Origin of the sequence: Mesorhizobium sp. SEMIA396, from assembly GCF_024518615.1 — a bacterium.
GTDB lineage: Bacteria > Pseudomonadota > Alphaproteobacteria > Rhizobiales > Rhizobiaceae > Mesorhizobium.
The window spans coordinates 63,057-77,941 of record NZ_JANIFC010000007.1 but is presented as its reverse complement, the minus strand read 5'-3'; the positions used below and the strand labels follow the sequence as shown (position 1 = coordinate 77,941).

Annotated in this window: 14 protein-coding genes and 1 pseudogene; 10 read left to right on the top strand and 5 right to left on the bottom strand. The window is 62.7% G+C overall.

The genetic code is table 11. The features are described from left to right. Positions 1-45: 45 nt before the first annotated feature. Positions 46-549, bottom strand: a complete 504-nt coding sequence (locus NP503_RS17865; RefSeq protein ID WP_127270625.1) for a histidine phosphatase family protein — start codon at positions 547-549, stop codon at positions 46-48. Positions 550-879: 330 nt separating this feature from the next. Between NP503_RS17865 and dksA the strand changes: the two genes are divergently transcribed. Next, a complete protein-coding gene (gene dksA, locus NP503_RS17860; RefSeq protein ID WP_013531862.1) occupies positions 880-1,296 on the top strand; it encodes an RNA polymerase-binding protein DksA in 417 nt (138 codons plus the stop codon). Between the two features lie 204 nt (positions 1,297-1,500). Here the strand turns inward: dksA and NP503_RS17855 are convergent, their stop codons facing one another. Further along, positions 1,501-2,244 (bottom strand): flagellar biosynthetic protein FliO, encoded by a 744-nt coding sequence (locus tag NP503_RS17855; protein WP_127271309.1) that lies wholly within the window; start codon positions 2,242-2,244, stop codon positions 1,501-1,503. 223 nt (positions 2,245-2,467) lie between these two features. Here NP503_RS17855 and cckA point away from each other — a divergent pair, with 223 nt between their 5' ends. Together cckA and NP503_RS17845 are read left to right on the top strand one after the other, a co-directional pair. Then, entirely contained in the window at positions 2,468-5,041 is a 2,574-nt protein-coding gene (gene cckA, locus NP503_RS17850; RefSeq protein ID WP_127271307.1) for a cell cycle histidine kinase CckA, read from the top strand. A gap of 87 nt (positions 5,042-5,128) precedes the next feature. Next, on the top strand, positions 5,129-5,836 hold the full coding sequence (locus tag NP503_RS17845) for a purine-nucleoside phosphorylase (protein WP_127271305.1): 708 nt from the start codon (positions 5,129-5,131) through the stop codon (positions 5,834-5,836). Positions 5,837-5,841: 5 nt separating this feature from the next. On the opposite strand, the gene NP503_RS17840 is transcribed toward NP503_RS17845, so the two are convergent. Then, positions 5,842-6,012 carry a hypothetical protein gene (locus NP503_RS17840; RefSeq protein ID WP_236382813.1) on the bottom strand — a complete coding sequence of 57 codons (171 nt, stop codon included), beginning with the start codon at positions 6,010-6,012 and terminating at the stop codon, positions 5,842-5,844. A gap of 230 nt (positions 6,013-6,242) precedes the next feature. On the opposite strand from NP503_RS17840, the pseudogene NP503_RS17835 reads away from it, so the two are divergent. Continuing rightward, positions 6,243-6,680: pseudogene (locus tag NP503_RS17835) on the top strand (VOC family protein). 10 nt (positions 6,681-6,690) lie between these two features. Here the strand turns inward: NP503_RS17835 and NP503_RS17830 are convergent. Then, a complete protein-coding gene (locus NP503_RS17830) occupies positions 6,691-6,996 on the bottom strand; it encodes a ribbon-helix-helix domain-containing protein (RefSeq protein ID WP_127268969.1) in 306 nt (101 codons plus the stop codon). 208 nt (positions 6,997-7,204) lie between these two features. Between NP503_RS17830 and NP503_RS17825 the strand changes: the two genes are divergently transcribed. From NP503_RS17825 to NP503_RS17815, 3 genes are all read left to right on the top strand, one after another. Beyond that, complete coding sequence (locus NP503_RS17825; RefSeq protein WP_127271303.1) at positions 7,205-7,600, top strand: VOC family protein; 396 nt, start codon at positions 7,205-7,207, stop codon at positions 7,598-7,600. 87 nt (positions 7,601-7,687) lie between these two features. After that, positions 7,688-8,218: a gluconate 2-dehydrogenase subunit 3 family protein gene (locus NP503_RS17820; RefSeq protein WP_127268967.1), complete on the top strand. Its 531-nt coding sequence runs from the start codon at positions 7,688-7,690 to the stop codon at positions 8,216-8,218. A 46-nt stretch (positions 8,219-8,264) separates the two neighbouring features. Beyond that, positions 8,265-9,836, top strand: coding sequence for a GMC family oxidoreductase (locus tag NP503_RS17815; RefSeq protein WP_127268966.1), 1,572 nt, complete (start codon positions 8,265-8,267; stop codon positions 9,834-9,836). 64 nt (positions 9,837-9,900) lie between these two features. Here NP503_RS17815 and NP503_RS17810 read toward each other — a convergent pair whose 3' ends face one another. Next, a complete protein-coding gene (locus NP503_RS17810; RefSeq protein ID WP_127268965.1) occupies positions 9,901-10,314 on the bottom strand; it encodes a hypothetical protein in 414 nt (137 codons plus the stop codon). Positions 10,315-10,623: 309 nt separating this feature from the next. Between NP503_RS17810 and urtA the strand changes: the two genes are divergently transcribed. The 3 genes from urtA (at position 10,624) to urtC (ending at position 14,885) form a co-directional block, all read left to right on the top strand. Further along, positions 10,624-11,934 carry an urea ABC transporter substrate-binding protein gene (urtA, locus tag NP503_RS17805; RefSeq protein WP_027036733.1) on the top strand — a complete coding sequence of 437 codons (1,311 nt, stop codon included), beginning with the start codon at positions 10,624-10,626 and terminating at the stop codon, positions 11,932-11,934. A 108-nt stretch (positions 11,935-12,042) separates the two neighbouring features. Then, positions 12,043-13,656 carry an urea ABC transporter permease subunit UrtB gene (gene urtB, locus NP503_RS17800; RefSeq protein ID WP_127271301.1) on the top strand — a complete coding sequence of 538 codons (1,614 nt, stop codon included), beginning with the start codon at positions 12,043-12,045 and terminating at the stop codon, positions 13,654-13,656. Then, on the top strand, positions 13,653-14,885 hold the full coding sequence (gene urtC / locus NP503_RS17795; protein ID WP_127271080.1) for an urea ABC transporter permease subunit UrtC: 1,233 nt from the start codon (positions 13,653-13,655) through the stop codon (positions 14,883-14,885). Before urtB ends, urtC begins: the two co-directional genes overlap by 4 nt.

Genomic DNA, 14,885 nt, shown 5'->3' with positions numbered 1-14,885 from the left:
TCGGTCCGCCCGATATAGGCTCTACAACCAGGCTTTGAAATGGCTTCAGAGATCGGCCGGCGTCAGGAACGCTTCGAGATAGCCGGCGCCTTGAGCGGCGCTGGCAAGATCGCCGTCGAAGCGGACGACCGCCAGGCCTGCGGTCGGAAACCCGTGGTTCAGCGTGGCCCGCGCGGTTTCGTCGCCGTCGCCCGAAACTGCCATGGTGAGGTCTTCCATCATCGGGTTGTGGCCAATGACCAGCAATGAGCCCGATCCGCCATTGTCGCGGATAAGGTGGAGGTAACCGGCCGCGTCCGCGCTGTAGAGCGCGTCGAAGAACAAGACCCGGCCGGTGTCGGTCTGGCCGGCCAGGCCTTCCAGCGTCTCCTTGGCGCGTTTGGCATTGGAGCAGAGTGTGCGGTCCGGAACATAGAGGCGGGAGCGCATGGCGGCGCCCATCATTTCGGCATCGGAACGGCCGGACGCGTCGAGCGGGCGATCGAAATCCCGCATGCCGGGCAGTGCCCAGCCAGCCTTTGCATGTCGCAACAGATAAAGCCTGCTCACCCAACCTCCGAATGCCGAAGCCTCCCGGGATTAGCCACGAGAACGGCGTTGCGCACAATGCCCGTGCTCTTCAAACACAGCGAATCACCCAATGCTGCTTGCTGCAAAGGCGCTTGCGTATCGCCCCGGGATCACGGCCGATCTCGGAAAGCATGTGCCACCGGATCCAAAGTGTCTCGGCGGAGTTTGTACCAAAGCGACCGTACGCGGCTGCAAAGACCCGTGGCGGGATACTTTAACAATTGCGTGAAACAGCGGCCGATTGCGCTTGTGCAGGCGTCGGACGACGAATATATAGGCGCCAAATTTGGGGCAGTTTGGGTGAGTCGAATGAACGACATCGTTACCGCCGATTACGTACCCTCCGAAGACGAGCCGTTCATGAACGAGCGGCAGAAATCCTACTTCCGCTCAAAGCTCGTCACCTGGAAGAATGACATATTGCGCGAAGCGCGCGAAACACTGGAAATCCTGCAGCAAGAAAACGCCAACCACCCCGATCTGGCCGACCGCGCCTCTTCGGAAACCGACCGTGCCATCGAACTCAGGGCCCGTGACCGTCAGCGCAAGCTCATTGCAAAGATCGACTCCGCCCTGCAGCGCATCGACGAAGGCACTTACGGCTATTGCGAAGAGACCGGCGAGCCGATCGCGCTGAAGCGGCTCGATGCGCGTCCGATCGCGACATTGTCGATCGAAGCGCAGGAGCGGCATGAGCGCCGCGAAAAAGTCTATCGCGACGACTGAAGGTCAAGGCCGGCGGCGCACGGCCGGCTGTCCCGAACGAACTCGATCCTGAAAATGGCCGGTTTTCCGGCCATTTCTATTGGTGCGGCATCCACCGCTCTGAGGCGCGCGAAGGCCGCAAACCCTTGATATTTGGCGCTTGGACGAGGTGGTTCGGCAGCGGACCGGCGACGATGTTTCGCGGGATAGCGACCCGGCCGCCGCTCATCTCTTCTGACTGGAGAGTTCGCCGAGAAGCTTGGTCATCTCGTCGTCGAGCGACTGCGGCGCCGCCGGCTTGCCCACCGGGCCGCCCGAACGGGGCTGGTCCAGCGACACTTCGAGCTCCCTCATCAGCGTGTCGTCGATGCTGTCCTGCACCGGCTGCGGTGGTGGCGGGGCGTGCCGGGCGGTGTTGGCATTGGCGGAGCCGTAGGCCGGCAACGGCGTGACATTGGTCGGCTGATAGCTTTGCGTTGCCGGCTTCGTTGCAGGTGCCGGCGGCGCTGTTGGACGCGGGCGGGCGGGCGTCGTGTTCACCGGCTGTGGAGCGGGTGCCTGTCTCGCCGGCGGCGGAGCGGGTTGCGGCGGACGTGGCCTTGTTGCTGCCGGGGCCGCGGTGGCCGGGACCGGCTGCAAGCCACCGTCTCCAGTCAATGCCGGCCGGCGTAGCGCCGAAAGTCGGATATCGCGCTCGACGACGACGTCAGTCGGGCCGCCGATCAGAAGCAGGTGCTCGATATCGTCACGGCGTATCAGCACCAACCTGCGATGGCTGTCGACGGCGGTGGCATCCATGACGGCCAGTCGCGTCTTGCGGTTCCGGCCACCGGCGACGAAGGTTCCGAATGTCAGGTTGCGCACCAGCTTTATGATGACGAGAACGATGACCAGCAGGACAAGCGCTGCAAACGTCCACAACAATGCTGCGGCATAACCGGGACCTGCCACGCTATCGAGCCATTGCATTGGGTTCCCCTGATCGCCCTTGGAAGTGACGAGACACTAGACCGTTGCAGCGGGCCACCGCAAGTTGCGTTTCACGCCGGTGAACAGCTAGAAAAACTCCGAAGCCCGGAAGACATCATTTTTATCCGACATTTGCCGCCCAGGCCTTTTCCGGACTAGGAGAATGTGATTCAACCCGCTAGGGGCGGGTGTCGGAACACCGGAATTCACGAGCAGGGGGCACATGGCCAAGGAAGCGCGCGGCGATTTCTATCCGGTACCGATCGTCGACCAGAATACGCGACCCGGCGCGGTCACCCGGCTTATCATTTTCATCGTCGTTCTGACGGGGGCGGCGATCGTCTTCGGGCTTTTCCGCGAGCGCCTCGGCGATCCTTTCCTGCTCGGCATGCTCGGCGTGCTGGCGATGATCGGCGTCGGCTTCCTGTTCGCGACGGCGATCGGCTTCGTGCAGGTCACGCCACGCTCGACAGGCGACGAACTGTCGAAATCCTTCGTCGATTCGATGTCGCAGGGGCTTCTCGTCACCGACACCAAGGGCCGCGTCGTCTACGCCAATCGCGCCTATGCGGATATGACCGGAGCATCGTCCGCTGCCGACCTGAAGACCGTCGAGGGATTGCTCTCGGATGTCCCCGAAGCCTCGGTGACGATCTATCGCCTGGCGTCCGGCCTGCGCGACGGCCAGTCGGGCGACGGCGAGTTTAGGCTCGCACAGTCCATTCGGCCCGGTGCCGAGCCTGGCGCCCGCTGGTACCGGGCCCGCGCCCGCGCCTTCAGCGTTCCAGGCCAGCGGCTGCCGATGCTGGCCTGGCAGCTTGCCGACATCTCGCAGGAGCGGGCCGAGCAGGAGCGCTTCTTCCTCGACCTGCAGAAGGCGATCGATCACCTCGACCACGCGCCGGCCGGCTTCTTTTCGGCCGACCAGGAGGGCCGCGTCACCTATATCAACGCCACGCTCGCCGAATGGCTGGGCATCGACCTCACCAGCTTCACGCCCGGCGCCGTGTCTCTGTCGGAGATCGTGGCCGGCGACGGCATGGCGCTGGTCCGCTCGGTCAAGGCCGACCCCGGCACCACACGCAACGCGGTGATCGATCTCGACCTGACGACCACGACGGGCGAAGCGCTGCCGGTGCGCTTCATGCACCGTGTTTCGGCCAGCCGCGAAGGATTGAACGGGCCGACACGCACGATCGTGCTCAACCGCACGCAAGGCGAGGATGCCTCTGCCGATTTGCGGGCTTCGGAAGTGCGCTTCACCCGCTTCTTCAACTCGACACCGATGGCGATCGCCGGCGTCGACCACAATGGGCGCATCCTGCGCACCAATGCGCCGTTCCTGTCGCTGTTTTCGTCTGTCGTCGATCGCGACGCCGTCGACCGTCGCGTAAGGCTCGACACGGTGATCCACGAACGCGACCGGCCGGCCTTCGCGGCTGCCTTCGAGAAAGCGCAGCAGCGGCAGGCCGACATCGAGCCGATCGACACGCTTTTGCCCGGCAACGACGAACGGCACATCCGCTTCTACGTCAACGCCGTCGCCGACGGCACCGGTGGCGAGGGCGCCGAGGAGTCGGCCATCGTCTACGCCGTCGAGACGACGGAGCAGAAGGCGCTCGAAGGGCAGATGGCGCAGAGCCAGAAGATGCAGGCGGTCGGCCAGCTTGCCGGCGGCATCGCGCATGATTTCAACAATGTGCTGACCGCCATCATCATGGCGTCCGACCTTTTGTTGACCAACCACCGTCCGTCGGACCCCTCCTTCCCCGACATCATGAACATCAAGCAGAACGCCAACCGGGCGGCTTCGCTGGTGCGGCAGCTTCTGGCCTTCTCACGCAAGCAGACATTGCGGCCGGAAGTGCTCAACCTGACCGACGTGCTCGCCGATCTCAGGATGCTGCTCGCCCGCCTGGTCGGCAACGACATCAAGCTGAAGGTCGACCATGGCCGCGACCTGTGGCCGGTCAAGGTCGATATCGGGCAGTTCGAGCAGGTGGTCGTCAACCTTGCGGTCAACGCGCGCGACGCAATGCCGGCGGGCGGCGATCTCACCGTGCGCACCCGCAATGTGACCGCCGAGGAGTGCAAGGCCTTTTCCTACCGCGAACTCGCCCCGGCGGACTATGTCGTGGTCGAAGTCGAGGACACCGGCAGCGGCATCGCGCCCGACGTGCTGAAGAAGATTTTCGAGCCTTTCTTCACCACCAAGGAAGTCGGCAAGGGCACCGGCCTTGGCCTGTCGATGGTCTACGGCATCATCAAGCAGACCGGCGGCTTCATCTTTTGCGATTCCGAAGTCGGCAAAGGCTCGACCTTCCGCATTTTCCTGCCGCGTCACATCGCCGAAGCGAAAAAAGCAGGCGAGCCCGGCGATGCGCCGGCGGCGCCGACAAAGGTCGCCGATCCGGCCAAGGATCTGTCGGGCTCGGCCACGGTGCTGCTCGTCGAGGACGAGGATGCCGTGCGCATGGGCGGCATGCGGGCGCTGACCTCGCGTGGCTACACCGTGCACGAGGCATCGTCGGGCGTCGAGGCGCTGGAAGTGTTCGAGGCACTGGGCGGCAAGGTCGATATCGTCGTTTCCGACGTGGTCATGCCGGAAATGGACGGACCGACACTGCTTGGTGAATTGCGCAAGCGCCAGCCGGACATCAAGTTCGTCTTCGTGTCCGGCTACGCCGAGGACGCATTCGCCAGAAACCTCCCGGCAGATGCGCATTTCGGCTTTCTGCCCAAGCCGTTTTCGCTCAAGCAACTGGCGACGATCGTCAAGGACGTGCTGGAGTCTTAGAGCCTTTCCCATGTTCCATCTTGCACAACGCCGTGACAACGCCATGATTGCGGGTGAAACGGCTGGAAGGCTTAGGGGGAGCAACTGGTGACGCCGCACAACGAAGCGGACAAGGACGACTACGCCGACACGGTTTTGTTACCGGGTGACCCGCAGCGCGCCGAGTGGATGGCGCAAACGTTCCTGGAAGCGCCGCGCTGCATCAATCGCCGCCGCGGCGCACTTGGCTTCACCGGGCTGTTTGGCGGCAAACCCGTCAGCATCCAGGCGACGGGCATCGGCGTTTCATCGTTTCTGATCTATGCGCATGAACTGCTGGACCATTATGGCGCCCGGACGTTGATCCGCACCGGCACCTGCGGCAGCCTGACCGCAAAGGCAAAACTGCGCAGCCTTGTCATCTCGCAATCGGCGCAGGCGGAAAGCGCCCAGAGCGGCCAGGTTTTCGGCCTTTATGGACCCGCTGGCCCCGACCCGGCGCTCCTCGCATCGTCACTGGCCAAGGCGGTAGAATTCGGCATCGACCATCATGCCGGCCTGACGGTGTGCAGCGACATCTTCTATCACCCGGAGGGGCGCGCCCGTTTTGCCGTTGCGCGGGCGCAAGGAGCCCTGGCCGTGGATATGGAAACCAGCGCGCTCTATCGCATATCGGAGCATTTCGGAGCGCGTGCGCTGTCGATGTGTGTCGTGGTCGACAACATCGAGACCGGCGAACAGACCGACTATTCCGAGCGCCAGGCGCTTTTCACCGACATGAGCCGTCTGGCGCTCGCTGTCGCAGCCGAGAGCTAGCCGAGTTACGGGAGCAATTGCTTGCGCACGGCTGCCACATCGTCGGAGGCGACCGCCGGGGCGGCGTTGCCCCAACTGGCGCGCACATAGGTCAGGACGTCGGCGACCTCCTGGTCCTTCAGGCGCCAGGCCAGGGACGGCATGGCGGGCGTTGTCGGCGCATCAGCCGTATGCACGGCCTGACTGCCGGCAAGGACGAGCCGGGCCAATGTTTCGGAACTGCCCTGCGCAACGCTAGAATTGCCGGGCCACGATCCCGCCAAGCATCCGGCCTACCTGCCCGGATGCTGGACCGATAGAAACAGCATCGTGCCATCAGCCATGAATCAGGACCTGATCGCCCTTGCTCAGCTGGCAAGCAGCCTAAGGAGTTTACGGCCTGGACGACGCCTTATAGACTGAACACATGGCGCTCAAACGGATGGACAACATAGGAATCGTCGTCGATGACCTCGAAGAGACGATTGGTTTTTTTGGCGAGCTCGGCCTTGAGCTCGAAGGGCGGGCCATGATCGAAGGGGAATGGGCCGGACGTGTCACTGGACTGGGCGATCAGCGCGTCGAGATTGCCATGATGCGGACGCCGGACGGCCACAGCCGGCTCGAACTGTCCCGTTTCCTCACGCCGCCTGTCGTCGCCGATCACCGCAACGCCCCGGTTAACGCCCTGGGCTACCTCCGCGTCATGTTCACCGTGGACGACATTGACGGGACGCTTGAAAGGCTCCGCAATCGCGGTGCGCGGCTCGAAGGCTAAGTCGTCCAGTATAAAGACGTGTATCGGCTATGTTACATTCGAGGGCCTGGAGGGCTTCTCATCGGGCTCGCGCAAGAACTCAGCTGAGCGCAATGCGCTAAGCAGCCTCCCGCTTCGGCACCATCTGCTCATCCATTCCCGGCCGATGGCCCCGCAGATAGAGCGCGCAGGTGGTGCGCAGCATCGACGCAAAGTTCGGGATGGCGCCGTTGATCTCGATGGCTTCGTCATAGAGCTTGGAGATGAATTTCGGCGTCGTCAAATCCTGGTTTTCGGCGATTTCGTCCAGCAAAGCCCAGAATGTCGCTTCGAGCTGGATGCTGGTCGAGTGGCCGTCGATGCGAATCGACCGGTTGATCTGGCGATAGCCTTCGGGATCCTGGCCCGCAAACACCCTGCACATCCGACAAACCTCCCATGATTGTTGGTCTTGGGTGGACGGGCGTGCAGTTTGATACTGCTTGACCTGTCCCCACATGCATTCTCGGGCAAAATTGCCGGTCCGGCAATCGGACTTTCGTCCCGTTCGCGGCTGCGGGCGTGGTAACCGGCTGCCACCACCTTTTGTCCGTGCCGCGCATAATCGCCTCCACACCAGAACGGAGACTGATTTGGCCAAGGCGATCCACAGTATGATCCGGGTTCTCGACGAAGCCCGATCGCTCGATTTCTACAGAAACGCCTTCGGGCTCGATGTCGCCGACAGGCTGGATTTCGAGACATTCACGCTCATTTACCTCAGCAATGCCGAGGCAGGGTTCGAGCTCGAACTGACCGTGAACAAGGATCGGCAGGAGCCTTACGGGCTCGGCGACGGCTACGGCCATCTGGCGGTCTCGGTCGTCGATCTCGACGGCGAACATGATCGTCTCGGCGCGCTAGGGCTCAACCCGAAGAAAATCGTCGAGTTCAACCGCGACGGATCGCTGATCGCCCGCTTTTTCTTCATCGAGGATCCCGACGGCTACAAGATCGAGGTTCTGCAACGCGGAGGTCGCTTCCAATAGGAGACATCGCAGCCGTCCCCTGACGGGGGCAGCGCGCCAGCAACGGCGTTCTGAAGAGAGCGCACATAGCAAGCAGGGAGGAATAAAATGGTCACGATCTATGACGCGAAGCCTGGGCTGTCCCGTCGAGAGCTTCTTAAACGGGGCGGCATCGGCGCGCTGCTCGTCATCTCAGGCAGCGCCGTCATCAGCCCCGAGCATGCCTGGGGACTGGAGACATCGGCACTCAAGCCCGAAACCATGGCGACGCTGATCCAGATGGCGCGTGACATCTATCCGCACGATCAGGTTCCGGACAAATATTACGCCATTGCCGTGAAAGGCCACGACGAACAGGCCGGCAAGGACGCCGCCTACAAGACTATGCTCGAAGATGGCATCGCCGACCTCGACAAGAAGTCCGGTGACGGCGGCTACCGCGGCCTTGGCTGGGAGGACCAGCGCGTCGCCGTGCTGAAGCAAATCGAGGCGACGCCGTTCTTCCAGGCCATTCGGGGTGGCCTCGTGGTCAGCCTCTACAACCAGAAAGAGGTGTGGCCGATCTTCGGTTACGAGGGCGAGTCCTATTCCAAGGGCGGCTACATCGCGCGCGGTTTCGACGACATCGAGTGGCTCTGAGCCCCGTCGCTCCTGAACCCGCAAACAGAAATCATGGGAGGAAACCATGGCAGCTTCATTTGATCTGAACAACGATGGCGTGGTCGTCATCATCGGCTCGGGCGCCGGCGGCGGCACGCTCGGCAACGAACTCGCCCAGAAGGGTGTCGACGTCGTCATCCTGGAAGCCGGCGCGCGCCACGAATACGAAGACTTCATCAATGACGAGTGGGGTTCGTTCAGCCAGCTCGCCTGGACCGACAAGCGCACCACGTCCGGCGACTGGCGTGTGGCCAAGGATTTTCCCAACCTGCCGGCCTGGATCGTCAAGTCGGTCGGCGGTTCGACCACGCATTGGGCCGGAGCTTCGCTGCGCTTCCAGGAGCATGAGTTCAAGGGGCTGTCGACCTACGGCAAACTGGAAGGCGCCAACCTGCTCGATTGGCCGATCACGCTGGCCGAGATGGAGCCCTACTATGCCAAGGCTGAAGCCAAGATGGGCGTCACCGGCACCAATGACTGGCCGCGGCTGCCGGGCAACAACAATTTCAAGGTGTTGAAGGCCGGCGCCGACAAGCTCGGCTACAAGGAATGCCACACCGGCAACATGGCGATCAACTCGGTCGATCGCGACGACCGCATGTCCTGCCAGCAGACCGGCTTCTGCTTCCAGGGCTGTAAATGGGGCGCCAAATGGTCGACGCTCTACACCGAGATACCCAAGGGAGAGGCGACAGGCCATCTCGAAGTCAGGCCGAATGCCATGGCGATCAAGATCAACCATGACGCCAGCGGAAAGGTGACCGGCGTTGTCTACGCCGACAAAGACGGCAAGCTGCAGGAGCAGAAGGCGCGCATCGTCGCGGTTGCCGGCAATTCGATCGAGAGCCCGCGGCTGCTGCTCAATTCGGCGTCGGGGAAATTCCCCGATGGGCTTGCCAACTCGTCGGGTCAGGTCGGCAAGAACTACATGCGTCACACCACCGGCTCGGTCTATGCCATCTTCGACAGACCGGTGCACATGTATCGCGGCACGACCATGGCCGGCATCATCCGCGACGAGGCGCGGCATGATCCATCGCGCGGTTTCGTTGGTGGCTACGAGTTCGAGACGCTGTCGCTCGGCCTGCCGTTCATGGCAGCGTTTCTTGATCCGGGCGCATGGGGGCGCTCGTTCACCACAGCACTCGATCACTACGACCACATGGCCGGCCTTTGGATCGTCGGTGAGGACATGCCGCGCGCGGAGAACCGCATCGCGCTGCATGCCGACGAGAAGGACGCGCACGGCATGCCGATCGCCGACGTGCATTTCGACGACCATCCGAACGACACCGCGATGCGTAACCACGCCTACAAGCAGGCTACGGCACTCTATGATGCGGTCGGCGCCACCCGCACCTTCCCGACGCCGCCCTATCCGTCGACCCACAATCTCGGCACCAACCGGATGAGCGAGAAAGCGGAAGACGGCGTCGTCAACAAGCACGGCCAGGCGCACGACATCAAGAACCTGTTCGTGTCCGATGGCAGCCAGTTCACCACCGGTGCCGCCGAAAACCCGACCCTGACGATCGTGTCGCTCGCGATCCGCCAGGCCGACTACATCGCGGCGCAGATGTCGGCCAAGACGATCTAGTCACATCCTCCCGACGGACTGCTGGCGCGGAACCCGCAAGGTTCCGCGCCTTTTTCTTGCCGCCTCACTGCTTGGTGCAGGTCGAGGCGGTGAAGGCGCCGTCGGGCTGCTTCATGATGATGTCGAAGGAGGGCACTGTTTCGCCGTCCAGCGTCGCCTGGGTCAGCGACAGTGAATTGCCGCCGGCGGTATATCCGCCCAGCGGCCCCAGCCACGAGATCACGCCGTTTGCGTCCATTTGGTAGTTGTAGCCCTGCCGCGCGGTGCCGAAGACGCCGAGGCTGGCGTAGACGGGGCCGCTGTAGACGTTCCCCTTGATGGTGATGTCGCCGAGGCTGAGGAACATGCCAAGCAGGTACACTTCGCAATGATAGGCGCCGTCAGGCATCTTGCCGTCGCTGAAATCGGCTCGCGCGGCCACGGTTGCTGCAGCCAGAAGCAGTATGCCGATGAAAATACGTGAAATACCTGAAACCATGACGTCGCTCGCTTGAAGAGCGAGCTTGCCCTATTTTTGCACCGCGCCGCAACATCGGTCGCCTGAGGCACGGGTGAGTTCAAAATCTAGGCAGATTTGGTAAATGATCGAAAAATAGGCAGAGGCTGCGCAAGCTGCGCAAAATTCCCTCAATCGATTTCTGGCCACCTCTCTTTGTTTTGTAAGCCCTATATTCCAAGGTGCTGATATCTATAATTTATTTGTGCCCTTTCGGGATTGCCAGAGCGGTTGGCATGGGGGTTGCTTTGTAGTGTTGCGGTGCAATCAACTAGCTTGGGAGTCTGTAATATGAGGGGTAATTTCTCGACAATAACAAAAATGTTTTCGGCTGGTGTGGTCGCCGCCGGCCTGTTGACGTCCGCTCCGGTCAAGGCCGCCGACGACACGATCAAGGTCGGCATTCTCCATTCGCTGTCGGGGACCATGGCGATTTCGGAGACGACGCTGAAGGACGCCATGCTGATGCTCATCGACGAGCAGAACGCCAAGGGTGGTCTGCTCGGCAAGAAGCTCGAGGCGGTCGTCGTCGATCCGGCTTCCAACTGGCCGCTGTTTGCCGAAAAAGCGCGCGAACTGATCTCCAAGGACAAGGTCGCGGCGGTGTTCGGCTGCTGGACCTCGGTGTCGCGTAAATCGGTGCTGCCGGTGTTCTCGGAACTCGACAATATCCTGTTCTACCCCGTCCAGTATGAGGGCGAGGAAAGCGAGCGCAACGTGTTCTACACCGGTGCGGCGCCGAACCAGCAGGCCATCCCGGCTGTCGACTATCTGATGAGCGAGGACGGTGGTTCGGTGAAGCGCTGGGTGCTGGAAGGCACCGACTACGTCTATCCGCGCACCACCAACAAGATCCTCGAGGCCTATCTGAAGGCCAAGGGCGTGGCGGCTGAAGACATCATGGTCAATTACACGCCGTTCGGCTTCTCCGACTGGCAGACCGAAGTTTCGGCGATCAAGAAGTTCGGTTCGGCCGGCAAGAAGACCGCCGTCGTCTCGACCGTCAACGGCGACGCCAACGTGCCGTTCTACAAGGAACTCGGCAACCAGGGCATCAAGGCCGAGGACATCCCGGTCATGGCCTTCTCGGTCGGCGAGGAAGAGCTAGCCGGTCTCGACACCGCGCCGCTGGTCGGCCATCTCGCCGCCTGGAACTATTTCGAGAGCGTCGACACGCCCGAGAACAAGAAGTTCATCGCCGACTGGCACAAGTTCATCAAGAACGACAAGCGCACCACCAACGATCCGATGGAAGCCCATTATATCGGCTTCAACATGTGGGTGAAGGCGGTCGAGAAGGCCGGCACCACCGATCCGGACAAGGTCATCGACGCCATGATCGGCGTGTCGGTGCCGAACCTGACCGGCGGCTATTCGACGATGATGCCGAACCACCACATCACCAAGCCGGTGCTGATCGGCGAAATCCAGGCCGACGGCCAGTTCGAAACCGTGTCGCGCACGCCGGGCCTGGTGATGGGTGACGAGTGGTCCGACTATCTGCCTGATTCCAAGGACCTGATCTCCGATTGGCGCGCGCCTCTGTCCTGCGGCAACTTCAATGTTGCCACCGGCAAGTGCGGCGGCAAGGGCACGAACTGATCCTCCCCGGGCTGGACCTTCAGGTCCATGCCCATGACCGCGCGCGTCCGGACGGCTTCCTCCGCCGTCCGGACGCCCACTTCAACCTTCAGGGGTTACCAGAGACCGATGATCTTGATCCGCACGGGTTTGATGCTGTTGTTCCTGCTGGCGACGCTGTCGTCCTCCGGCGCCGGCGAAGCCGATCTGCGCGGCATCATCGCCAAATTCGCCACGGCCAAGGGCTTTTCCGAGATCGGGGCCGTCGTCCACGAACTGGCGGCCGCCGGCGATCCGGCGGTAGAGCGGCCGCTTGCGGCACTTGCCGACGGCAACCTGTATGTCCGCAAGGCTGATTCCCTTGTGTTTGTCGGCAAGGAAGCGGGCGAAAGCGTCCAGCTTTCCGACCCGTTGAGCGGCGAGGCGTCGGGCGAGGCGGCCAAGGACGGCATCACCAAGATCAAGGTCAACAACACGCTGCGTCGCGTCATACGCGATGCGTTGGGCACGCTGACGCTCGGCGCCAAGGACCCGGCCGTGCGTGTTGCCGCCGCAGACACCATGTTCAAGACGCCCGACGCCGCAAACATCGGACCGCTCGACACGGCAATCGCCAGTGAGACCGTGGCCAGCGTCAAGGCGCTGCTCGAACAGGCTCGTGCCGCCTCCGTTCTGGTCTCCGACCGGCCTGAAGCCGACAAGCTCGCTGCAATTGCCCTGATCGGCGCGCGTGGCGACCGCGATGCGGTTTCCCTGCTCACCTCGGTCGAGGCGAATTCCACCGACGCGGTCAAGCAAGCGGCGACGACCGCAATCGCCAACATCAATTCGACGCTGGCCTTCTGGGATGCCGGGCAGAACATCTGGTACGGCATCTCGCTGGGCTCGGTGCTGCTGCTGGCGGCAATCGGCCTTGCCATCACCTTCGGCGTCATGGGCGTCATCAACATGGCGCATGGCGAGATGGTCATGCTCGGCGCCTACACGACCTTCGTCGTCCAGCAGGTGATCCGCACCTCCTTTCCCGGCCTGTTCGACTGGTCGCTGGTCATTGCGCTGCCGCTCGCCTTCCTCGTTGCGGCCCTGGTTGGCCTGATCATCGAGCGCGGCGTCATCCGTTTCCTCTATGGCCGGCCGCTTGAAACGCTGCTGGCGACATGGGGCGTCTCGCTGATCCTGCAACAGGCCGTGCGCTCGATCTTCGGGCCGACCAACCAGGAGGTCGGCAACCCATCCTGGATGTCGGGCTCGTTCAATCTCGGCCAGTTGGCGATCACCTGGAACCGGCTGTGGATCCTGGTTTTCGCGCTCGCTGTCTTCGGCATCCTGCTCTACGTGATGAAGCGCACGCCCTGGGGCCTGCAGATGCGCGCCGTCACCGCCAACCGGCGCATGGCCGCCTCGATGGGCATCAGGACGCCATGGGTAGACGCGCTGACCTTCGCGCTCGGCTCCGGCATTGCAGGCATTGCCGGCGTCGCGCTCAGCCAGATCGACAACGTCTCGCCCAATCTCGGTCGCGGCTACATCATCGACAGCTTCATGGTCGTCGTCTTCGGCGGCGTCGGCAATCTGTGGGGCACGCTGGTCGGCGCCTTCTCGCTCGGCATCGTCAACAAGTTCCTCGAGCCCTATGCGGGCGCGGTGCTCGGCAAGATCGTCGTGCTGGTGCTGATCATCCTGTTCATCCAGAAGCGCCCGCGCGGCCTATTCGCGCTCAAGGGCAGGGCGGTGGAAGCATGATCACGGGACGCTTCTTTGCCGCCGGCGCGGACCGCCGCATCGCCATCACGATCTTCATCCTGCTGGCGGTGGCCGTCCTTGTGCCGCTGCTCAACCTTGCGGTGTCTCCCACCAGCGCCTTCTACGTCCCTTCCTACATCGTCGCGCTCACCGGCAAATATCTCTGCTATGCGCTGCTCGCCTTGGCGCTTGACCTGGTCTGGGGCTATTGCGGCATCCTCTCGCTCGGTCACGGCGCCTTCTTCGCGCTCGGCGGCTATGCGATGGGCATGTATCTGATGCGGCAGATCGGTTCGCGCGGCGTTTACGGCAATCCCATCTTGCCCGACTTCATGGTGTTCCTGAACTACAAGGAATTGCCCTGGTTCTGGTACGGTTTCGACCATTTCTGGTTCGCCGGCCTCATGGTGCTCGCGGTGCCCGGCCTGCTCGCTTTCGTCTTTGGCTGGTTCGCCTTCCGCAGCCGCGTCACCGGCGTTTATCTCTCGATCATCACCCAGGCGATGACCTACGCGCTGCTGCTTGCCTTTTTTCGCAACGACATGGGGTTCGGCGGCAACAACGGCCTGACCGATTTCAAGGATATTCTCGGCTTCAACGTGCAGGCCGACGCGACGCGTTCGGCGCTGTTCGCGGCCAGCGCCGTGATGCTCGCGCTTGCCGTGTTCGTCACCTGGGCGATCGTCGGCTCCAAATACGGCAAGCTCCTGATGGCGGTGCGCGATGCCGAGAGCCGCACGCGCTTCCTCGGCTGGCGGGCCGAGAACGTGAAACTGTTCGCCTTCACCGTCTCGGCTGTCATGGCCGGCATAGCCGGCGCGCTCTACGTGCCGCAGGTCGGCATCATCAATCCGGGCGAGTTCGAGCCGGCCAATTCGATTGAAGTCGTCGTCTGGGCGGCTGTCGGCGGGCGCGGCACCATCGTCGGACCGATCATCGGTGCGCTGCTGGTCAACGCCGGCAAATCCTGGTTCACCGGCGTGCTGCCGGAGTTCTGGCTGTTTGCACTGGGCGGGCTGTTCGTCGCCGTCACGCTTTTGCTGCCCAAAGGCATCATCGGCATGTGGGACAGTTGGCGCGGCAACGCCAAGGCGTTGCGGGCAGCTTCGATTGCCGAGGAAGCCGGCAGCGACCCCGACGTTCCGCCGCCGGCGAAAATCGTTCGCAGCGAGGCGAGAAAGCCCGGCGACTGGTCAGCCAGCAACCCCGAACCGCAGCCGGCGGAGTGA

Excerpts from the sequence above, each read along its gene's own strand:
- dksA (WP_013531862.1), top strand. The coding sequence starts at position 880 with ATGAACGACATCGTTACCGCCGATTACGTACCCTCCGAAGACGAGCCG.
- NP503_RS17855 (WP_127271309.1), bottom strand. The coding sequence starts at position 2,244 with ATGCAATGGCTCGATAGCGTGGCAGGTCCCGGTTATGCCGCAGCATTG.
- cckA (WP_127271307.1), top strand. The coding sequence starts at position 2,468 with ATGGCCAAGGAAGCGCGCGGCGATTTCTATCCGGTACCGATCGTCGAC.
- NP503_RS17830 (WP_127268969.1), bottom strand. The coding sequence starts at position 6,996 with ATGTGCAGGGTGTTTGCGGGCCAGGATCCCGAAGGCTATCGCCAGATC.
- NP503_RS17820 (WP_127268967.1), top strand. The coding sequence starts at position 7,688 with ATGGTCACGATCTATGACGCGAAGCCTGGGCTGTCCCGTCGAGAGCTT.
- NP503_RS17815 (WP_127268966.1), top strand. The coding sequence starts at position 8,265 with ATGGCAGCTTCATTTGATCTGAACAACGATGGCGTGGTCGTCATCATC.
- NP503_RS17810 (WP_127268965.1), bottom strand. The coding sequence starts at position 10,314 with ATGGTTTCAGGTATTTCACGTATTTTCATCGGCATACTGCTTCTGGCT.
- urtA (WP_027036733.1), top strand. The coding sequence starts at position 10,624 with ATGAGGGGTAATTTCTCGACAATAACAAAAATGTTTTCGGCTGGTGTG.
- urtB (WP_127271301.1), top strand. The coding sequence starts at position 12,043 with ATGATCTTGATCCGCACGGGTTTGATGCTGTTGTTCCTGCTGGCGACG.
- urtC (WP_127271080.1), top strand. The coding sequence starts at position 13,653 with ATGATCACGGGACGCTTCTTTGCCGCCGGCGCGGACCGCCGCATCGCC.